The organism is Thermogemmatispora argillosa (genome assembly GCF_059696725.1).
Genome location: NZ_AP019377.1, coordinates 5,089,726 through 5,109,603 on the forward strand (window position 1 = coordinate 5,089,726; position 19,878 = coordinate 5,109,603).

At 58.0% G+C, this 19,878-nt stretch carries 15 protein-coding genes and 2 tRNA genes; 4 read left to right on the forward strand and 13 right to left on the reverse strand.

Going from position 1 to position 19,878, the window contains the following annotated elements:
• Positions 1 to 316 precede the first annotated feature (316 nt).
• Entirely contained in the window at positions 317 to 1,330 is a 1,014-nt protein-coding gene (locus tag AC6H1L_RS19860; RefSeq protein WP_497599188.1) for a catechol 2,3-dioxygenase, read from the reverse strand.
• A gap of 148 nt (positions 1,331 to 1,478) precedes the next feature.
• Positions 1,479 to 1,925 (reverse strand): carboxymuconolactone decarboxylase family protein, encoded by a 447-nt coding sequence (locus tag AC6H1L_RS19865; RefSeq protein WP_497599189.1) that lies wholly within the window; start codon positions 1,923 to 1,925, stop codon positions 1,479 to 1,481.
• Positions 1,926 to 2,329: 404 nt separating this feature from the next.
• Here AC6H1L_RS19865 and AC6H1L_RS19870 point away from each other — a divergent pair, with 404 nt between their 5' ends.
• Both AC6H1L_RS19870 and AC6H1L_RS19875 read left to right on the forward strand, forming a co-directional pair.
• Complete coding sequence (locus AC6H1L_RS19870) at positions 2,330 to 3,226, forward strand: KaiC domain-containing protein (RefSeq protein WP_497599190.1); 897 nt, start codon at positions 2,330 to 2,332, stop codon at positions 3,224 to 3,226.
• Positions 3,223 to 3,873: a bacterio-opsin activator gene (locus AC6H1L_RS19875; protein ID WP_497599191.1), complete on the forward strand. Its 651-nt coding sequence runs from the start codon at positions 3,223 to 3,225 to the stop codon at positions 3,871 to 3,873. Before AC6H1L_RS19870 ends, AC6H1L_RS19875 begins: the two co-directional genes overlap by 4 nt.
• 149 nt (positions 3,874 to 4,022) lie before the next feature.
• Here the strand turns inward: AC6H1L_RS19875 and zwf are convergent, their stop codons facing one another.
• The 8 genes from zwf to AC6H1L_RS19915 form a co-directional block, all read right to left on the reverse strand.
• On the reverse strand, positions 4,023 to 5,630 hold the full coding sequence (gene zwf / locus AC6H1L_RS19880; protein ID WP_497599192.1) for a glucose-6-phosphate dehydrogenase: 1,608 nt from the start codon (positions 5,628 to 5,630) through the stop codon (positions 4,023 to 4,025).
• 591 nt (positions 5,631 to 6,221) lie between these two features.
• Entirely contained in the window at positions 6,222 to 6,671 is a 450-nt protein-coding gene (locus AC6H1L_RS19885) for a hypothetical protein (protein ID WP_497599193.1), read from the reverse strand.
• A 206-nt stretch (positions 6,672 to 6,877) separates the two neighbouring features.
• Positions 6,878 to 7,852, reverse strand: coding sequence for a hypothetical protein (locus AC6H1L_RS19890; RefSeq protein WP_497599194.1), 975 nt, complete (start codon positions 7,850 to 7,852; stop codon positions 6,878 to 6,880).
• Between the two features lie 403 nt (positions 7,853 to 8,255).
• Positions 8,256 to 8,939 (reverse strand): hypothetical protein, encoded by a 684-nt coding sequence (locus AC6H1L_RS19895; protein WP_497599195.1) that lies wholly within the window; start codon positions 8,937 to 8,939, stop codon positions 8,256 to 8,258.
• Between the two features lie 466 nt (positions 8,940 to 9,405).
• Complete coding sequence (locus AC6H1L_RS19900; RefSeq protein WP_497599196.1) at positions 9,406 to 9,801, reverse strand: cupredoxin domain-containing protein; 396 nt, start codon at positions 9,799 to 9,801, stop codon at positions 9,406 to 9,408.
• A 301-nt stretch (positions 9,802 to 10,102) separates the two neighbouring features.
• Positions 10,103 to 10,176, reverse strand: a tRNA-Glu gene (locus AC6H1L_RS19905).
• A gap of 252 nt (positions 10,177 to 10,428) precedes the next feature.
• A tRNA-Glu gene (locus AC6H1L_RS19910) sits at positions 10,429 to 10,502 on the reverse strand.
• Positions 10,503 to 10,655: 153 nt separating this feature from the next.
• Positions 10,656 to 11,987: an MFS transporter gene (locus AC6H1L_RS19915; RefSeq protein ID WP_497599197.1), complete on the reverse strand. Its 1,332-nt coding sequence runs from the start codon at positions 11,985 to 11,987 to the stop codon at positions 10,656 to 10,658.
• A gap of 303 nt (positions 11,988 to 12,290) precedes the next feature.
• Between AC6H1L_RS19915 and AC6H1L_RS19920 the strand changes: the two genes are divergently transcribed.
• The gene (locus tag AC6H1L_RS19920) at positions 12,291 to 13,667 is read left to right on the forward strand and encodes an MFS transporter (protein ID WP_497599198.1); all 1,377 of its coding nucleotides are present in this window, start codon (positions 12,291 to 12,293) and stop codon (positions 13,665 to 13,667) included.
• 176 nt (positions 13,668 to 13,843) lie between these two features.
• On the opposite strand, the gene AC6H1L_RS19925 is transcribed toward AC6H1L_RS19920, so the two are convergent.
• Complete coding sequence (locus tag AC6H1L_RS19925) at positions 13,844 to 14,767, reverse strand: class I fructose-bisphosphate aldolase (protein WP_297159617.1); 924 nt, start codon at positions 14,765 to 14,767, stop codon at positions 13,844 to 13,846.
• Positions 14,768 to 15,022: 255 nt separating this feature from the next.
• The gene (locus tag AC6H1L_RS19930; RefSeq protein ID WP_497599199.1) at positions 15,023 to 17,041 is read right to left on the reverse strand and encodes an APC family permease; all 2,019 of its coding nucleotides are present in this window, start codon (positions 17,039 to 17,041) and stop codon (positions 15,023 to 15,025) included.
• A 542-nt stretch (positions 17,042 to 17,583) separates the two neighbouring features.
• On the opposite strand from AC6H1L_RS19930, the gene AC6H1L_RS19935 reads away from it, so the two are divergent.
• Positions 17,584 to 18,285: a hypothetical protein gene (locus tag AC6H1L_RS19935; protein WP_497599200.1), complete on the forward strand. Its 702-nt coding sequence runs from the start codon at positions 17,584 to 17,586 to the stop codon at positions 18,283 to 18,285.
• Positions 18,286 to 18,547: 262 nt separating this feature from the next.
• Here the strand turns inward: AC6H1L_RS19935 and AC6H1L_RS19940 are convergent, their stop codons facing one another.
• On the reverse strand, positions 18,548 to 19,675 hold the full coding sequence (locus tag AC6H1L_RS19940) for a zinc ribbon domain-containing protein (RefSeq protein WP_497599201.1): 1,128 nt from the start codon (positions 19,673 to 19,675) through the stop codon (positions 18,548 to 18,550).
• Positions 19,676 to 19,878 lie beyond the last annotated feature (203 nt).

Consider the following 19,878-nt stretch of genomic DNA (forward strand, 5'->3'; position numbering starts at 1 on the left):
CAGGCCTGGTCAGCGAACGCGAAAGGCGAACAGCTAACACTATCTCAACCCTGACCTGACTGGCGTGAGCAACGCCGTCGTGTCAGGTTCTCTCTGCGGCCCGATGCAAGCAAGAACGGCACAGCGCTAGCGCAAACGGCAAAAGCACGGACGCTAGTTGATGAGCATTGACCCATTCCTAGGGCGGGCTACCAGCTAGCGAAAGCCGCCAGAGTGATCTACACTGATCTGCAGCGCATCAAACCAACAAACAAGCAAGTAAGTAAGGGCAGTACGCTCTCCCTGTCTGGCTATGACAAGGTGAGCAAACAAGCAATCAGAGAGGATCGAAGACGGGAGTAGGCGTTTGCCCGCCCTGGCCGGCCTGCACTGGCTCGATGACCGGAGTTCCATAGGTCTTAAAGCTCTCAGGCAAAGCGCCACCCCAATAGACGCCGCGTCCGCGCTGCTCGCGACGCCAGACAATAGGCTCCCAATCGGGAGCAAAAGCGAGGTAGCCACCCGAGTAGACTTCAACACGATTGCCACCCGGCTCGTACAAATAGAGGAAGAAAGCCTGAGAGACGTTATGGCGTGCCGGCCCTGCCTCAATAAAGATGTCGTGCTCCGACAAAATATCGGCAGCACGCAGCACCTCCTCGCGACTATCGAGCCAATAAGCGATATGGTGCAAGCGCCCATGTGCGCCGCTGAAATCGCGCATATAAGCGATATCGTGAGTCAGCGGTGTAACACTGAGCCAGGCCCCTTCCTCGATACCGTTCTCCTCCGGCTGCAGCAGCTCGCGCAGGCGGAACCCAAGCTGCTCCTGTAGGAAAAGGCGATTAGGCGTGATATCGTGACACATCAGATTCACATGATCAATACGCTTCACACCCACACCGTGGCCGGTGAACTTCTGGGGTTGATTGTAGAGGCGTGAGCGTAGCTCTGCCGAGGCCAAATACTTTTTGGCCTCGTAATACAATTCCATCACGTGCCCGTCAGGATCAGTAAAGCGGAAAGCGCGTCCGTGGCCGATATCGCCATCGATCCAGCCCTGACCGTAGCCTTGAGAAGACAGCGCCTGAGCGCGTCGCTCCAGCGCCTGGGGGCTAACCGTGCGCCAGCCCACATGACCGAGGCCGGCGTGTGGGGCTTCAGTCAGCTTGAGAGTACAGTGCTCGTAATCGCCGTAAGCGCGGAGGTAGACCGACTGGCCCTGACGATCGGTCACCGTCATACCGAGCACTTCCGTAAAAAACCAGAGGCTCTCTGCGGGTCGAGGGGTAAGCAGCTCGACATGGCCCAGGTGGGCAACATCCCTGATTGGCTCCTGAAGGTCCGTCATGGGGCCATCTCCTCTCTTAGGTGCGGCATTGCGGCGTGACGAAGGAGCAGGGCCTGTCTGACCTTGCCGGCGCGGCACTAAACCCTATTGAGACCAGGGGAGGAAATGCCTGCCCGGCAAAGCCACTGTACTGCTCTTCCGTCTCGCATCAGCGTGGTTCCAACTCCTTTGAACCCTGCTGGCCTTCATCCGCGGCCAGTTCCTGAAGAATCTGAGCGCCGAGGTTGCCGGCAGGCAACCCACGGAAGAGAAAAGCTAAATTGACCACCGCATTGAGTTCTTCCCAGGTGGCGCCAGCGCGCCGGGCGGCACGTGCATGGAGGTGAGCCGCGTCAGAGAGCAGCACCAGCAACATGCCAAACAGCATCAACTGGGCTGTTTTCGTATCAAAGCATGAGGGATACATAGCGCGCCGGCGGATCTCTTCCTGAAGCAGAAGGAAATCGGGATCGAGGCGGGCGAGCAGGTCGGTTCTGGCTTGAACACGGGGGGGAACAAAGCCAATCAGCTCGGCGTAGCGCTGACGCAGCTCCGCTAGCTGCTCCTGGCTCAGCTTCAGCTCTGGAAACTGATCTCCCCCTTGAGCGTGGCTCATACGCGCGTCTCTTCTCCTTGCCCTCCAGTGGGCTAACTGAAATCATCCCAGGCCTGCACCCAGGCAAGCGTTGTTTGTATACATAATACCATAATCACCGGGAAGTCTGTAGAAGCAAGTGCCTGTCTTTGACCGGCTGCCTGTCTCGCTCTTGTGGGCCAGGCACCACAGGAACTTGTATACAGGGCTGGTGTAAGAGAGCAGCAGCTACTGAAACCAAACATAGGGGGCCGGGCGTATCGATCAAGGGGCGCTCTTGCTCGCCAAGAGCAGGAGGGAGCGCGCCGGTCAATCCAGGAAGACAGCGAGCGTTTCAAACGGAGAGACAAGATCAGCAGGCCAGCATGGATAGCCTGGCTGAGCTGATCGGGTTAAGGTTCTGGTCTGGAGGGAGGAATAAGCGCATGGAAACGCAAGCTGAAACCGGACAGCGCAAAGTGATCAAAGAAAGCCTTGGTACTCTGGCCCACTTTAGCCAAGAGGCACCCGTCATCAGTGGCGTGCCCTCGGGCGTCGAAGGCTTAGATAACCTCTTCTTTCTCCTCACGCGCGATGAGCGGGGGCAGGTCAGCGTCAAACCGCTGGGGGGCTACCCACAGGGCAGCGTTCTCCAGATTACTGGAGTGCCCGATAGCGGCAAAAGCTTAATGGCAGAGCAGTTTGCCCTCAAGCAGGCGACAATGGGACATAGCTGCTGCTTTGTCACGGTCGAGCAACCCGCACCTTTCCTGATCGCGGGGCTGCGTCAGCGAGCGCTCGCCCTGGCTATCGACGAGCGCCTGATTGAAGAGCGCATCGTTATCATCGATGCGGCCAGCCATGCTACCCTACGTGAAGACCCGACCGCCCTGAGCGACACCCTGGCTTACGCCCTCAAGCAGTACCGCTGTCGCTCTGTAGTAATCGATTCCGTGACCGGTCTTTATGAAGCGCGGGAAATGCAGGCCAGGCAAATCGTGCGCTTTCTCTATCATTTCCTCAAGAAATGGCGCCAAACGGCGCTGCTCATCTCGCAGAAAAGGAGCGGCCATGAGGACCTCAGCGCCGAAGCGGCGGGAGGCTATGCCGTCGGGCACATTGTCGATGGAACCATCGTCCTTTTCAAGCGCGAGATTATGAGTCCCTATGATGAGCGCTGGTATCGTCTGCCCTTTGGCAGTGTCATCCGACTTTGCCGTATCGATGGCTGTCGCCTGGCCGGCCATGATACCCGCGTTCATCTTGTCGACATCAGCGAAGCCGGCCTGATCAAAGTTGGACCGCCGCTAACCCAGGCGAAAGGAGGAGAAGAGCAAACATGACCGTGCTCGGTCAGCCGCCTAGAGAGCGAGAGAAAGAGCTTGATCACAAAGCGCTGCGCGTCTTCTTAAAGGCTCTTGACATTGCTGGTGGTCCACGCAAGCTCTTCGCATATCGGCACCTTACCTGGCTCCCCTCGCTCATGGAGGCCGCCTATGTCATTGTCCTCAGCCGGGAGCGACTCAAGACCCAGGGCGAGATTGCCAGGGAGCTGGGACTAACGTCGGCCACTGTCAGAAACATCCTGGGGGCTGACGAAGGCAGAGTACTGGAGCATCTGCGCGAAGAGCTGGCGAAACACCACCAAGATGAAGAACCGGTCAAAACACACATCGCCGGTGGTCTGGCCAAATTAGCCTATCAAGAGATCGCCGCGGGCCACGAGAATATCGCCTTCCTCGTCGACATCCTCCGGGACTATCTTGGCGGCGACGATATGAGCCTCTCCTGGCCGCTGGAGATACTCAGCCGCCTCCAGGAGGTTGCATTTCCAGCGGAGCGAGAAACACTTACGGAGCGTCTCGGCGACCTCAGCATCGATGGCAAGCCGGTCAGGGAGTTGCTGGAGCATCTCTCATATCCGCTCTCCTCGCCGGCTGCCTTACTACGCGCGCTTGCCCGACAGCGACAGTCTTCAGCCACCTCCTAGCCGCGTGCTCATGAGAGGGGGCGGGAGGGAGGGAGAGGCCCGGCGCTCATCGGACTCTTCTTTCTTCCCTAAGAGACTCAACCCCTGGGGTTTGTGCGCAGGGGTTGAGTCTCGGCTCATGCCTTTCTTTTCTCCCTGTGGGCTGAACGTCAAGGCGTGTCCCACTGGCGGCCATCGCGCCGGATCAGCTCCTCCGCTTCGGGAGGTCCCCAGGTACCGGCGGCATAAGGGCGGACGCTTTCGGCAGGCATCTGCTGCCAGGCCGTTGTAATAGAGTCGATAATGCGCCAGGCTGTCTCAATCTCATCGCGGCGGATAAATAGGGTTGAGTCGCCGAGCATACAATCGGCAATCAGGCGCTCATAGGCGTCGGGCGGCTCCATACGGAAAGCCGTGGCGTAAGAGAAAGTCATATCGACCGAGGTAAGCCGCTGAGCAGCGCCGGGCACCTTCGCCCCGAACTTCAAGGTGATCCCCTCTTCTGGCTGAATGTGCACTGTTAGACGGTTAGGAACCAGCTCGCGGGCCTCACTAGGCTTGTAGAGTAGATGAGGCACGCGCTTAAATTGAATAGTGACCTCAGTGCTGCGTTTTGGCAGGCGTTTCCCCGTACGGATATAGAACGGCACGTCGGCCCAGCGCCAGTTTTCGATAAAGAGCTTGAGGGCCACGAACGTTTCTGTTGCCGAATCGGCAGGAATACCTGTCTCCTCGCGATAGCCGGGGACCTCCTGGCCATTGATTGTGCCGCGCGTATACTGCCCCCGTACCACCTGGCGCGCCACCTCCTCGGGAGTGAGAGGAGGGATAGCGCGCAGCAGCTTCACTTTCTCATCGCGAATCGCATCGGCCTCAAAGGCGACAGGGGGTTCCATTGCCGTCAGGCAAAGCACCTGCAAGATATGGTTTTGGACCATATCGCGAATCGCCCCGGCCTCGTCGTAGTACTCGGCACGCCCTCCGATGCCGACCTCCTCCGCGACCAGAATCTGCACATGGTCGATATATTTCTGGTTCCAGAGCGGCTCAAAGATACCGTTAGAAAAGCGCATAGCCAGAATATTCTGCACCGTCTCTTTCCCCAGGTAGTGATCAATGCGGTAGATTTGATCCTCATGCAGGACGCGAGCAATCTCGCGATTGAGCTTCTGGGCGGAATGGAGATCGCGACCGAAAGGCTTCTCGATAATCACGCGACTCCAGGGGCCAGGCTGGTTGGTGCGATGACCACCGTGAGGTCGGTGAAGCAGACCGTTTTCGCCGAGCTTGTGGACCACCGGGGCATACAGATCGGGGGGAATAGCCAGATAGAAGATGCGGTTTCCGCGAGTCTGATACTGCTCATCTAAGCGCTCTAGCAGCTGAGCAAGCTGCTGGTATCCTGCAGACTCGCTCAAATTTGCCTGGCAATAGAAGGTACGTTGAGCAAAGGCCTGCCTGGCCGCTTCATCTAGCCCAAGCTCGGGAGGACTGTTCTCTGCCAGTGTCTCTACCACGAACTGGCGCCACTGCTCCTCAGAGAAAGGGCGACGGGCAAAAGCTACTACTAGAAAGCTTTCTGGCTGGGGATGGGCGTGCATCAAATGGGCCAGGGTTGGAAGCAACTTACGCCGCGTCAGGTCGCCCGTGGCCCCAAAGATCACGATAATACAAGGCTCCGGGTGAATCCCATCCTGCCAGATCACATGAGACTGAAGCGAAGACTGTGCCTGTTGCTGTTGCAATTGCGCATGTTGTCCGCGCTCATCGTTGGCCATCAAAGTCTCTCCTGCTTCCTTGAGTTGACATCTGAGCCGGTCTTTGGGCTTCAACGCAGCTCTGAGACGTTGCGGGTCGGGCAAAGAGCCGGTCTTCCCCAGGTAATTGTAGCAAGGGGAAGGGAAGAGCCTGCCACTATCAGCCCAGCAAACACGCAGTCTATCATTGAAAACGACGGAAATATCCCTTGGTAAGACAAACGCTGGCGGAGGACCCAGTTGCATCCATAGCAGCGGGCGGTAATAGGCCACCAGAACCAGCGAGACCAGGCTGAGGAGGAGAAAGAGGAGCGTGCGTATCAAGGGGGACAGGCAAACCGCTCGCAGTCCTGCCCTGGCCTGGTCCCAACGTAATACACTCCTGACGAGGCGAAGAAGCTTCATTGTGCCGGCGCGACCGGCTCCGGCTGTTCAAGCTATTGTAAAGGCCGCCTGCTGCACCCGTCGCCTGTGGTCGCTGGCAATAGGGATAGCTGATCAGGGAGGCCGGGCTGCCAGAGCGAGCGAAAAAGGCGGGCGAGCGAAGGCACTGGCGGCGGCCCGGCCCAACGTAGTGGTAGGGGCCCGAAAAAGATGGCGAGCCAGCCCGCGTCACGCTTCGATCTGGAGAGCCTCCAGCACTGCGCGCCGGCTCTCTTCGCGCGAAGGTACGGAACCGCGCAAGTAGAGTGAATGACGAGCAATCGCGGCATGCGCTGCCTGGCGCAAAGTGATCCGATAGCCATGTGTGCGATTAAGAGCCTGGGTGATACCCTGAAAGTCCTCCAACTCCTCCGCGCTTCCCTCTGCGCGACAGCAGAGTGCATAGAGAGCCATATCGGCATAATAGATCACCCACCAGCGCCGTTGCTGCTCCCAGGTCGAACGCTGGGCCTCGACAAAGGCGGCGTATGATTGCTGGTAGCACTTGCGGAGCATAGCGGCAGTCCAGTAGCAGGGCGGCTCGTGAAGGGCACTGGCCAGCTTGCTGGCGAAGTCGCAGACCTCGTTAATGATCTCGTCCTGTTCGGTAGCCCGTGCCAGTTGTACCAGATTTGGCATAACCTTCCCCTTTCCGTTCCTTCCTTGCCACGAACGGGGGAGCGACTCCAGAAGGGGGAGCCAGGCCTCTCCCCTTGTATAGGGTACATGAAGAATAAAAAATTGTCTAGAGTAATTTATGATTGCCTGTTATACAAGATATCAGGAAAGGGAAAATGCATAGATGGGACTTGGGCCTGACTACCCCCATGAATACCTGGAATACATCATGTTTTAGAAGTTGAAGACTTGCGTGGAGCACTAGAATAGTATGTTGCCATTGCAGCGCGAATGCGTGCAAAGAGAGCAACTAATCCGATGCAAATTGGAATAGGAACATAAAGAGAAATGGCTGAAGAAAAGTGTAGAACGAAATAGAACAGGGATTGAAGCACAGGGAGAGGGACAAGGAGAAGAATGACGGAGAGCGTCACAGCCAAAGACCAGCGCCCCCCGAGATGAGCGGCCAGAGTCTTATAGCGCAGCTCAGCCTGTTCTCGAATGCTCTGCTGCATCTGCAGCAGCTGCTGACGTTCAGCGGCAATGTGCTCTCTCTCGCGAGCCAGCTCCTCTTCAAGCTGACGGGCCCGACGCTGCGCATCGCGGATCAAATAGAGCGTCGCAGCGGCCTGCTCATCCTCTTCCTGCCGTATCTGAAGCTCAATAGTCTTCTTGACATCCTGCAGCAAAGAAGGGACATGTTCAGGGCGCATGATGATCGTATTGGCCGCCTCGGCGATCATCTTATGGGCCTCTTCTTCGACTGCCTGCTGATAATTCCTTTGCAGCTCTTTATACTTCTCTTGTATACGCTGTTTCTCAGCCTGGAGCTGACGATTTTCGGCCAGCATATCGCGGAGATGGGTCTGATACTGCTCAATTTGCCGCTGATGTCCCTCCTTGAGTGCTGCCAGCTCCTCATCAAAGCTTGCTTGCTGGGCGTTATAGGCTGCAACCAGGCGCTCCAGCTCAGCACGCTGCTCAGCCAGCTCGCTACGGAGACGTCTATTCTCCTCGCGCAGCAAAGCAAGCTGGCGCTGAAGATTGCGCACCTGAGCCAGGCTTATCTCCCGGCCCGAGCCGGCGGGCCACGATTTAAGGGTGCTGGTAGTAGCGGCCTCATGCTGATTGGCTGAGGGCTGGCTTTCGGCGGCGGTAGGGGGACGCTGCTCGGCTGGCCTCTCCTCTGAAGAGCGTGTCATAGTACTTTTCCTAATTCATCTAAATGTACCTGGAATGTCCTGCGTCTTAGTCTATGGAGAGATGACAGCAAACACAATCCATCACAACACAGTATAGCACGCTTCTTAACCTGCTTGAAGGAGCAGCAAGATAGAAGCATATCACGCCGGTACAGTTCTCTCTACAGCAATTATGTCCCGAATCAGGAGAGGTTTCAAGGGAGAGCAACTTGTCTCTCCTCAAGACAGTGGCAAAGGAAGCGCCTGAAGTGAGCACGGACCAACCAAGCAAGAGAAAAAAGACCCGGCCCGTGGGACTGACCGCACCCAGCTTATGCAGAGCGATCCTAACGAATGGGCCGGGTCCTAACGCACAAGCCCTGTGAGCGCACGCTGTCCTACCAATGGCTGAGCAAAGGCGCCATTAGGGAGAAGGAGTAGTTGTGCCGTGCGGCGGGCCAACAGGGATCGTCACCGTGATCGTCACGGTTGGGAACGGCACAGCCGTAGAAGTAGCCGTTGGCGTTGGCGTCTCCTGAGTTGGGCCGCTGGTCGCCTGGGGGCTAGCCGTCTGCGTAGCGACCGCCGTACCGCCACCGGAGATAGTAAAATAAGCGGCCTGGGGCACAGTACAGCCGGGCGTCCCAGCTTTACTAAATGTCACATTCACCAGCGTCATCTTGCCGACCGCATCCGCCCGAGGCGGGATCGAGAAGACCGCCAGACCATCGCTAGTCGTCTGAACCGTCTGAGTAGTCACACTGCCATCCCACCAGCGCACAGTAGCTGTCGCAGTTGCATCTCCTACTCCCACGGGATTCCCATCGACGGTATGCACAAATTTCGCGTATACCATAATCATCTTTCCACTGTTGATCTGCGGCGAGGTATCCGTTGCCCATGCGCCGCAGAGATAGTCTGGCAGGGCTGGCGTGGGAGAATCGTTTGAGCCGAAGACAATAGTAGCGGTCACACTGGGCCCTTCCAGGTTTGCCTGTGAGCTGTTGTTACCGCAGGCAACGATTACCGCACACAGCACTAAGAACAAAATCAGAGCACCGGACTTCAGAGCAAAGCTATAGGCGGAAGAAGTCAATATCTTCTTCATCAGTCATCATCTACAGAGATAGGCGCAACTGCTCTACAGTTCAGCCAGTATGTCTCTGCTGGCGGAGAGGCCGCTGCTTAAGACTGACTTGAGTATAGCATACGTGCCTGGGTCATCTGCGGATCGGCGTCTGCTTGTGACAAAAAGTACTAGCGAGCAGATGACGGCGGCTGCGCAGTCTCTGTGGTCGCTAGCTGGCCTGGAAAAAGCGCCGAGAAGAGGGGGGGAGGCTGAAGAAAGGGGGAGAGCAGTGCTAGCACAAAAGGAAAGCTCGGGCAATAGACGGGCCAAAAGAACAGTCGGGGGACTAAATCCGAGGGCCGGAGGGCCAGAGGACTCCTGTCCTCAATGACAGGCAAGAGTGATCTCAGGCGACCCGGCCCTCTCCCTTCTACGAAGCGATGTCCTGCTCACACAAGCCTTACTCATCCTGGCTGGCCTGCTAGCGGCCTTACCTGTCTGGCGACTACTGGACGATGACAGTTAGCTGCATATTGGGGTGGATAGTGCAGACCAGGTGAAAGGTGCCAGCGGTTGTGAAAGGCGGAGTCGTGGCGCTCTCACCCTGAACGCCATTGAAATTCAGATCCACCGTTGGGGCGCCAGCTTCCTTTGTCACCTGGGGAGTGGAGCCTTTCCAGGTGCCGTTTTTAATCACATGCGGCACAGCCACATCATCCACCAGGGTAAGGGCCTGGCCCTTCTTGATAGTAATCTGCGCGACCTCGAAGGCCGTAGAACTCATCTTCACCGTCGGACCGGTGTTAGCTGCGCCCGCAGCGGTATCGCGGATGCCGCAGGCCGCCAGGACGAGTGTGAGGATTCCTAGCAGGACCAGACCCGTAACAACCTTTTTATACATAGAAAAAACATCCCTTTCATCGTGGAGAGATAGCAAAGGAGCAGGAGAGCGAGATCCTGCTGTCCGCGATCTGGCGCCCACTGGCTAAGCCGGGAGCCAGTGTCGCCAACCAGATGGTACAGTGCCCCGTTACACGTAACAGGTGCGGTGCCCTGTTAATAACTATAGCAAAAGCCGGCCTTAACGAGAAGAGAAAAGGACCATCCCCCTCCGACCAGTGACAGTAATGTGAGAGAGTCTCCTGCCGGCAAATAAAAAGCCCGAGGCGCGGTCAGACAAGAGCCTCGGGCGAGAAGAGGAGTAGCGCATACGGGATTTGAACCCGTGATCTCCGCCTTGAGAGGGCGGTGTCCTAGACCGCTAGACGAATGCGCCCCGTAAGTCATCTGCTGGGTCAGCCGCAACCCAACAGCTGACGGCAGTTATGATACCCGATTCTTAGCCCGCTGTCAAGAGTACCTGGTGGGCAACCTCCACAATTTCAAAGAGCCGTGATGAGAGCTGGCGAACCAGGAGAGTCTGGGCCATCAGATCCCGCCATGCCGGCAAAGGGGAACGAGTGCGGAGAGGGGGCCAAATAAAAAGCCCGAGGCGCGGTCAGACAAGAGCCTCGGGCGAGAAGAGGAGTAGCGCATACGGGATTTGAACCCGTGATCTCCGCCTTGAGAGGGCGGTGTCCTAGACCGCTAGACGAATGCGCCCCGTAAGTCATCTGCTGGGTCAGCCGCAACCCAACAGCTGACGGCAATTATGATACCCTACTCTTTTGCCATTTGTCAAGTACTTTGCTGAGAAAGACTCCAATTGAGCGGACACTGCAGATGGCACGTAGCAGACCAAAGATCAGGTGCGGCTCACTCGCTGCGCCTGGAAGGAGAAGGCTTGCCAGTCGCAGGAGATTGGACAGAATCGGCCACTGCGTAGCCTACTTCCCAACGCTCGCGGGCAGTGGCTGGCCCTGCAGCCAGCGCAGAGACGATGGCCACTGCACTAAAGAGCAGCATCGTGCCAAAGGCGGCGCTATAGCTGGCTGTCTGATCGAGCAAGAAACCAATCAGGGGGGGACCCATAATCAGCGTGGGTGAAGAGATCACGCTCACCAGACTTTGAGCCACACCCTTGCCAACACTGCGCAAGGCAGCGACCTCATTAAAGATCGCCGCGTAGGGAGCGCTAGAGCCAATCGCAGTGAAAACAATACCGATCCAGCTTAACAAAGCAGAATGCCACGGCAAAGCCAGACAGACAACTCCCACACAGCAGAGCAGGGCCATCAAGCGTACCAGAGCGATGCTCTCCAGCCAGCGTCGTCCGAGAATGAAGCCCCCCAGTGGGCGGAACAGCATCCCACTTAGCAGAACCAGAGAGCCGCAGGTAGCCGCCAGCGTCAAAGGCAAATGATCCAACTGCACCAGATAGAGCGCAATCCAGGTAGCAATCGCATTACCCAGGCCAAACGTGCCCATATGTGCCAGGCCCAGGCTCCAGACAGCCCCCGAGCGCAGCCCATCTCTCAGTCCCCCTTGACGCCGCGGGCGCTGCTCCTCGACCTCCACCAGAAGCCAGACCGCCGCCCCGAGCAAGCCCGGCAGGCCCCAACAAAAGAAAGCGCCACGCCATCCGACCAGCCGCGCGAGATAAGGAGTCAGCAATAAACCCAGGCCTGCGCCGACCTGGGTCGAGCCACCATAGAGGCCCTGGCCCAGCGCCGCCAGGCGACCGCTCCCGGCTGCCACACTGGCGCCTGCCACAAAAGCCCCGCCGATGCCTAACCCTGTCACAAGTCGCATAGCCAACAGCCAGCCGAATTGCGGCACCAGAGGCAGCAGCACAGCCCCGCAGGTAGCCAGCAAAGTCGAGGCCAGCAACACCGGGCGAGCACCGTAGCGATCGATCAACATCCCCGCCGGCAAATAGGCCAGCGTGAGACCGAGGAAAAGCAGCGTTGAAAATAGGCCAACCTCACCTGCGCTAATGTGCAGCGTTGCCCGTAGCTCCGGGATCAACGGACTATAGTTGGTATACTGCACCGTCAGAATCAGCAAAGTCCAACAGGCGGCAAAAATACGCCAGGGCGCACTACGGCGCCGTTCAAAGAGAGGAAAGCGCATCAGAGTAACCTTCCTTGCCAGACTGGAGCCAGAGCGGGCCAGGCAACGCCGGACGCCAGCAATGGACGTGCGCATCTAAGCGCTCCTGCTCTATACAGAAAAAGGATGCCAGCCAGCAAGCGGAGCGTCAAGTATCTCGCGGATGCATGCAAAAGAGGGCATAGCGCGCGCAGACTTGACAGATCGTAGAGGAGGGGGTACAGTCTTGCTATAAGCACAGGCAGAGCGAGAGGCAGAGCTGAGCCACCAGTGCTGGAAGAGCACCCTCACCCGCACTCTCAGGCTCTCCTCCTGCATTAGCCGAACCAGGCCAGACCCCCAGGCAGGCAGACAGCCAGACCGACCGGCAAGCCAGGACCAAAGAGAGGGAGGAACCTCATGGAAATTGGCAGAGACTCAGGCGAAGTGGCCATGAGTGCCGCGGCGACTGCAGAGCTTGTCACCCGTCGAGTATCGCTGCTTGAACACATCAATATCAACGTCTTCTGGTTCGCCAACAACTTTCACTGGCAAGCACTCCTTGCCATTGTTATCCCCAGCATGGTGGCCAAATTCCTGCCAGTCAGCCAGGAGGCCATCAACCTGACCACCGTTGTCCTGTGGGGGACCATAGTCGCTGTCATAGTCAATCCACTGATCGGAGCTATCTCGGACTACGCCACCTTCCGCATGGGAAGGCGGCGTCCCTTCATGATCATCGGCACCGTCTTCAATATCATCGTGCTCGTGGCCTTCGCCTTCGCTCCCGGCTGGGCCAGCTCCACGGCGCTGCTCATCCTCTTTGCTATCCTCTTCATTCTTCTCCAGATCGCAAACAACGTCGCCAACTCGCCCTGGAGCGCCATCATCGCCGATAAGGTGCCCCAGAACCAGCGCGGCCTTGCCGCTGGCTTCAACGGACTGCTCTCGCTCCTCGGTACAGCCGTCGGCTCCCTGGTCGCCGGGGCCATTGTCAACAAACATGACCCTCTTCCCCTCTATCGCCACGAGATTGTCGAAATCTTCCTGATCATCGCTGCCGTTCAGATTATCTTCGTCATCTATACGGTTCTCACCGTCAAAGAGACGCCCCTTTCCGCCGAGACTCAAGAGCGCTTCAGCTTCAGGCGCTTTATCAAGCGCTTCCTGTTCAATCCCCTGGACTATCCTGACATGGCCTGGGTTCTCCTGGCCAGGCTCCTTGTCATGATGGGCATCTGGACCGTCTACTACTTCTTGCAATACTACTTTGACAATGTGCTAGGCGGGCCAGGGGTACGCACCATCATCTACAACACGCCCTTCTCGGGGGAGTTCTTCAATGGCCTGGTCTTTCAGCCCGCGCTTCTCCTCACAGCCCTGCTGACCTCGATCATTGGCGGTTGGGCTTCGGACCACTGGGGACGAAAAGGACTGGTCTATCTCTCGGGCGCAATGATGGCCATTGTCTGTCTGGTCTTTATCTTCTTCCAGACCCAGTACGGAGCCTTAATTGCGGCCCTCATCTTCGGCATTGGCTTTGGGGCCTACACAAGCGTGGACTGGGCTCTCACGACAGACGTGCTCCCGCCAACCAATGAAGCCGGCAAATTCATGGGCTTCTGGTCAATGATGGGCATTCTGCCCCAGGTCATTGGGACGGCCATCGGGGGCGTCATTCTCCAGCTCTTACAGAGCCTGCCCAATCATTTGGGCTATACTGTCCTTTTTGCCGTCACCACCCTCTACTTTGCCATCGGCACGCTTGCCATCACGCAGGTGCGCGGAGCACGCTAGCTAACGACGAAGAGACAACCAGGCTGGCACTGGGGTGAAGAGGCTGCGCTCATTCCATGCAATCGACAACAAAAAGGGCTGGCCACTCTGACGGCCAGCCCTACCTGGGCAGGCACTCAACCGCGCGGTTGCGGTTGCAAGGCCAGCGCTCTGGCTGGCCCAATCTCCCAGCCGAACTAGCGGATAGACCCTTCGTAGATACCCATCACAGTGCTCAGGAAGCGCAGAGCCTCATCCTTGCGCCGCTGGAAAGAATTGCGTCCAATGATTGAACCAAAGCCACCGCCGTCGCGGATGGCGCGCACCTCTTCGAAGACCTGCTCATCGGCGGCAGCCGGCCCGCCCGAGAAGATCACAATTCGGCGACCATTAAAGGCACTCTGCACCACATGGCGCACGCGATCGGCCAGCGTGGCAATCGGAATCTCATACTTCTGGTAAACCTTCTGCGCTTCCGGCTTCTCGATCTTCTCACTGGGGAGCTTCACCTTGATAATGTTGGCCCCGAGTTGGGCGGCGATATGCACCGCATAGGCCACCACATCGATAGCCGTCTCGCCTTCCTTGCTCAGGCCGCTACCGCGCGGATAGGACCAGACGACCACAGCCAGCCCGTGAGCTTTGGCCTGGCGGGTCAGCTCGCGCAGCTCCTCATACATGGTATCGCGAGCCGCCGAGCCGGGGTAGATGGTGAAGCCGATAGCCGAGCAGCCCAGGCGTAAAGCGTCCTCCACGCTAGAAGTCAGGGCTGGCAAAGGATCGCGCGACTCATAGAGCAGGTCATGGTTATTGCACTTAAGGATCAAAGGAATCTCACCGGCAAACTCGGCAGCACCGGCCTCCAAAAAGCCCAGCGGAGCGGCGTAGGCATTACAGCCCGCCTCGATAGCAAGCTGGAAGTGATAGCGGGGGTCATAGCCAGCCGGATTCGGAGCGAAGCTTCGGGCAGGGCCATGCTCGAAGCCCTGATCAACGGGCAGAATAACCAGCTTACCGGTTCCGCCCAGACGGCCATGATTCAGAATACGGGCCAAATTGGTTAAGACGCCGGGATTCTCACCAGCGTACCAGCTCAGAATCTCGCGAATGCGCTCATTCATACGTGTTACTCCTTCCTCCATCAACAGCGACAAATACGTCGGTAAACAGGGTCAGTAAGCGTAGCTCAGCTAGAGAAAGTTCACAACCTTTATTGTATCACGCCTGAAACGGCGATCCTGACCGGTGCGAATGACAAAGCTGTCCGCCCAGCCCACATCAGCGGAGCGAGCCGGGCCCGCAAGCGACTAAGTGAGCCAAACAGGCTGAGCAACGGCCACCGTCGCTCTTCTCCATATGACATGGCCCTACCTACCCTACCAGCGCTTTACCATGTGCGCGACCTGCATGCCGCCACCGGGAGTGATCTCGTAGCTGATGCGGTCGGGATTGATGTCCTCGATCCTGGGCACCTCGTCAGCAGGAACGATCGTATCATGAGGATGAACGATCTGCCAGACGCGGGCAATCGTCCCAGGCTCGTAGGGACGATAGACATAGCGGCGGGTACTGATTTTAGCGCGGCGAGCCTGACTTTCAGCCTTGCCGAACAGCTCCTTGGCCTGCTCATCCTCAAGATAGGGATCAACCACCTCGAAGAGACGCGGCGTGCGAGCGACCCGTGGCTCCCCGACATAGAGGAAGACCACCGGGCGGCCATCAGCACTGTGGATCGCCGTGCGGATCACATCCTCATTATGAGGATTATTGGCGGTCAACACTGCTAGAATGGAGCCGTGGAGATGATCCTCAATCGTAGTCACGGGCACAGGCAAGCGACCCATCAAGCGATGGCTGCGATAGTTATAGAAAGCCACGCCCATGCCCAGCAAAGCGACCGAGCCGCCAAAGGCCGTAGCCAGGGGTTTCGCCACCAAATTGATCGACCAAGCCAGAGTCACCAGAAAGGTCGTAGCGACCCCCAGATAGAAATCAACCGTATACCAGAGGCCGCGCCAGCCCTCATATGAACGCTCAGAACTCTCTACAATCTCACCGTGGGAGGGCCGTTCTGCGGCCTGCCGCTCATGGTGGCCATTGAGAACCGCGCTGCCATCCGGGGCCAGCGTGAGGCCTGGCTCCCCTGGAGCATGGCCATTCTGGCTGCTATGCTGCAGCTCCGCCAGCGCCCTGGCCCGATTGCGAGCCGCACGCCGTTCCCGCCAGCGAACCACATCCAGGCCCAGGCAGGTCAACGAGAAAGCGCCGAGCAGGCCAAAGGCGTACATATCACCAAGCAGATCCAACTGCCCATGAACGAGCAGCAAAACCACAATGGGAACGCCGGTGGCCAGCGCAATCGAATAGTGAGGAGTACCGCGCAGGCGGTTCCGCTTCAGCACAAAGGAAGGCAGAAACTCCATGCGCGAGAGGGCCATAAAGACATGGTAAGCACCAATAATGGCCGTATTGCTCGCAAAGACCAAGAGAGCACTGGCACTGATCGCTACCTCGGTCTGCAGCCAGAAATTGCCCCAGTGACCAGCCAGCAAGGAAACGAGCTGGCTATTCTTAAGAGGATCAGCTGCCTCCTGAGGCTGCAGGAGCGTAGAGAAAGTTGTGAGGAGGGGGCTAGTGAGGCCGATTGTCACCACGACCAGCAGCAGGGCCAGACTGGCGACCTTTTTGCGAGGAGTCTTCATCACCGGTGATAGCTGCGAGATGCTCTCCAAACCTGAGAAAGCCAGGAAGGCGCCCCCGAAACCAACCAGCAACTTGACAGGTGTCACGGCATTGCCGGCGAACATGCTCTCAAACAGATGGAGCGCCTCAGCCGGAGAAACATGGCTGAAAACCGTGAAAAGAATAGCCAGGTCGCTTACGAAGGAGATCACCGCTCCAACCAGGCTCACCGTGGCGCTCTCTGTGATGCCGACCCAATTGAGGATACCCAGCAGAGTCAAAACGGCTATCGTAATCCAGAGAGCATTAGGCCCCAAGGCGGGAAAGACCACGCTGAAATAAAAGATGCCCGAGAGGCAGCTCAAGGCTGCCGTCAAGAAGTAGTCGACAAGAATAAACATGCCGCCCAAGGCTCCGAACCACGGGTTCAGCGCATGGGCTGCCACGCTCACCACCCCACCGCCCTGGGGAAAGCGAGCCGAGACCTCAGCGTACTTGAGCGTCAACAGCACAAAGACAACCATCGTAAGGAGGACAAAGAACCCGGCCAGTTTCCCCACAGTAACGTAGAGAATGCCGGGCGTATAGTACACTGAGGTACCGATGTCGGCAAAGACGACTGCCCAGCAAAGCAGAGGACCGAGACGGCCACGGCCTGCGTGGTGCTCCTGCGACTGGTCTGTTGTTGCTGCCTGTGTCACCGAATCCTGCATTGTAGAGTCCTTAGCTGAGCTCAGAGGATCGTAGATTGTGCCTCCCCCTTTTTGGTACTCCCCATAAGGGGCAGGCACCTGAGCCGGCGCGTCGGTCATTCCGGCTATAACTGTAACATGCAATCTCAACCCGGGGCAAGGGGAAAACGCCCCACTCTGAGCTATGAAGCAAAGCCCAACCATTGTTACTTCGCTGTCCCTCAACCGTTCTAAGCCAAAGAAATGTTTCTCGGGTAATCAGGCTGTTTCACTGGTCGGACAGACCTGGTGACAGGCGCGTCTGTCTGCCTGCCTGGTGGCTGTTAGCAGAGGCGGTGCGGAGTGGCCGGCTGAGCGGAGCGCCTGGACAAGGCAAGACTAGAGAGTGATGCTTATCTCAATCGGGGGAGCGAAAGTCAGTTCGTTAGTCTGTCTGCGAAGAAGTAGCCAATGAAAGGAGATCATCTATCTCTATCTTGTCTGTCTCCAGAGATCGCGGGCAGCGGTTGGTCGTGGATGATCGGATCGTCAGGTCTGCAACTGGAGAGGAGAAGCTGAAAGTTATGACCGCAAGTGGCGATACCTTTGATCGTCTCTTAGAAGCAATTTATGCGCAACAACGTCTGCTAGAAGAGCTTGAAAGAGAGAATCGCGAGCTGCGCCAGCAACTAGCCGATCTGCGCGAAGGACGTGGAATCTTTGTGGAGATTTTGGGGGTGCGCTATCCCCTGGCCGTATCGGGAGCTGCGGGGCAGCAGATCCCCGAGCCTCTGCCGGCGGCTGCGGTGCAGTCTGAATACAGATCAACACCAGCGTATCAACCAATGCAGGAGCTACCGGAGGGGCGCTCTGGGGGACAAGACCAACGGGGGGGAGCACCGACTGTCCCTGATGGGCGCCCCCCAGAAATCATGCAGATCCGGGCTTCCATCGGGCCACTGGAGGCCCAACAAATGGCTCAGCCGGTGCCCCCGGCTCAGGTTCCGACGCCGCAAGGTCCCCGGCTCTCGCCTTCCTACCTCGAAGAGATGTTACTTGATGAATTCGCGGCCGCTGCCACGGGTCCGCTAGGGACCATGCCGGCCACCGCTCCTGAGGCCGGCTCAGCCGGCCCTGCGGCTAGGTACCAGGGCGAAGGCCAGGGGCGCGAGCAATGGCCGGGTCAGGCCCCAGGCCAGGCTACGTCACCATCGCCCACGACCCTGGATGAGGAAAGCAAGGCTGCGCTCAGGCGTGAACTGATGGGCAGCTTCCTCCTGGACTGAGCGCCTTGCGCTCCAGCCAGCTAAGCCCCGCCCCGGATCAGGCAGACAATCACTACTTTTCGCTGCTCCTGTGGAACGTAACTGCTCGTTGTCCCTGGAAGGCTTGACCTCCTTCCAGGGACACGCACTTCTTGCTGATTGCACCGCTCGTCTGGTTGATTTCTTGTAGTCTTTTTGCCTTCTCCGGCTCAGGGGCTTGCGCGCAGCACACTCCCGGGGATGGCCATCCCCGGGCTGCCTGGATAAGCAGGCGAGAGGAGAGCTAAGAAGCCAGATGAATGGTAGCGCTGGCGCTTTGCATGCCGCTGCCGGATTGGCCCATGATCAGCGTCAATTGCTGGCTCTTTTGCGGAACAAGAAAAGTGACGGTACCGCCCTGACCGTTAGCGCCCTGGGCGAAGGCCACAGGCAGTGTGCTATAACTTGGGGCGATGCGGCTCCCATCCTCCGTCTCCAGACGGATATAGTCATATGGCGAACCAGGAATAGCTGTTTGGGCTAGAGTATTGTCGGCAGTCAGCGTCAAAGTCAAGAAAACCTTATTCCGAGGAGCTTGCTGCCCGTCAGCGCTCCAGGTCAGCGTAGCTTCTGTAACCGTCCAATTCAGCCCAAAATACTGAAGCTGCGTATTCAGCTTCACGCTACGGGGAGCGTAGCGTGAAAGATCTGGCTTACTCGTCAACGGAATGTCCATCTGGGCCTCGTTATCCGTGCCCAAGCGCAGCACGAGCTGACTGAGGGGCACATTGAAAGGGGCCGCAAAATCCAACAGATTGTTGCGGCTTGCCTTGGGAGCCAGCGGACCATTGGCCGTGACCAACAGCGGGGCCTGCTCCCCTTTGCCAGGCACAAGCACGTGAGCGCACTGGTAGAGATTATAAGCGATCGTGTAGTTCGTAGAGTTCTCTTCATGTAAGAAGATACGCAGCATACCATCTGAGGTAGCTCGCGGATCATCGTCAAAAGTCTGAGCCTGCTGGACGCGCTGGATAGTCAAACGTGCGCTGGCATAAGTCACGGTCGTATTGAGCATGCGCGTGGTCACCGGTCCCTGCGCTGAGCTGCGAAAGCCGGGCAGCGGAGCGCCGGCGAAGCCAGCGGCGACATAGCTCAGGGCAGCCAGAAGCACAACGACGAGCAAGATGGGAAGCCACCAGCTCCGCCACGAAAGGCGCCTGACGAGCGAGCGCATCGTTACCGAAGGCGAAGCGCTCGCCCGCTGAGCGGGAGCGGTCAGCAGGGGCGACGCTGATGATGGCTGCGCTCTCTGGGCGCTCAAATAGCGAAAAGCTTCCTCAGCGCTGAGACCACAGCTCGGACAGAAACGCTGGTTGGGCCTCGCCGGAGCGCCGCAGCGGGGACAAGACGACAATGGCGAATCCTGCGCCATAAGCAAAGACTCCTTGGGTGGGCTGCTCTCTCTCTGGGCTTGGCGCTGACAAGGGCAGGGAGCAAGCCCCTGCCCCTCTCGCTACCATTGTAGCATAATGGCCTGTCAACGCAGAGCAATTCGCTTCTGGCACTGAATTCCTACCGCCTGAGAGCGGCCATCTGGAGAAGGGGGCCAGAGTAACAACTAAAGCTGAGCCAGCA

Excerpts from the sequence above, each read along its gene's own strand:
- AC6H1L_RS19860 (WP_497599188.1), bottom strand. The coding sequence starts at position 1,330 with ATGACGGACCTTCAGGAGCCAATCAGGGATGTTGCCCACCTGGGCCAT.
- AC6H1L_RS19865 (WP_497599189.1), bottom strand. The coding sequence starts at position 1,925 with ATGAGCCACGCTCAAGGGGGAGATCAGTTTCCAGAGCTGAAGCTGAGC.
- AC6H1L_RS19870 (WP_497599190.1), top strand. The coding sequence starts at position 2,330 with ATGGAAACGCAAGCTGAAACCGGACAGCGCAAAGTGATCAAAGAAAGC.
- AC6H1L_RS19875 (WP_497599191.1), top strand. The coding sequence starts at position 3,223 with ATGACCGTGCTCGGTCAGCCGCCTAGAGAGCGAGAGAAAGAGCTTGAT.
- zwf (WP_497599192.1), bottom strand. The coding sequence starts at position 5,630 with ATGGCCAACGATGAGCGCGGACAACATGCGCAATTGCAACAGCAACAG.
- AC6H1L_RS19885 (WP_497599193.1), bottom strand. The coding sequence starts at position 6,671 with ATGCCAAATCTGGTACAACTGGCACGGGCTACCGAACAGGACGAGATC.
- AC6H1L_RS19890 (WP_497599194.1), bottom strand. The coding sequence starts at position 7,852 with ATGACACGCTCTTCAGAGGAGAGGCCAGCCGAGCAGCGTCCCCCTACC.
- AC6H1L_RS19895 (WP_497599195.1), bottom strand. The coding sequence starts at position 8,939 with ATGAAGAAGATATTGACTTCTTCCGCCTATAGCTTTGCTCTGAAGTCC.
- AC6H1L_RS19900 (WP_497599196.1), bottom strand. The coding sequence starts at position 9,801 with ATGTATAAAAAGGTTGTTACGGGTCTGGTCCTGCTAGGAATCCTCACA.
- AC6H1L_RS19915 (WP_497599197.1), bottom strand. The coding sequence starts at position 11,987 with ATGCGCACGTCCATTGCTGGCGTCCGGCGTTGCCTGGCCCGCTCTGGC.
- AC6H1L_RS19920 (WP_497599198.1), top strand. The coding sequence starts at position 12,291 with ATGGAAATTGGCAGAGACTCAGGCGAAGTGGCCATGAGTGCCGCGGCG.
- AC6H1L_RS19925 (WP_297159617.1), bottom strand. The coding sequence starts at position 14,767 with ATGAATGAGCGCATTCGCGAGATTCTGAGCTGGTACGCTGGTGAGAAT.
- AC6H1L_RS19930 (WP_497599199.1), bottom strand. The coding sequence starts at position 17,041 with ATGCAGGATTCGGTGACACAGGCAGCAACAACAGACCAGTCGCAGGAG.
- AC6H1L_RS19935 (WP_497599200.1), top strand. The coding sequence starts at position 17,584 with ATGACCGCAAGTGGCGATACCTTTGATCGTCTCTTAGAAGCAATTTAT.
- AC6H1L_RS19940 (WP_497599201.1), bottom strand. The coding sequence starts at position 19,675 with ATGGCGCAGGATTCGCCATTGTCGTCTTGTCCCCGCTGCGGCGCTCCG.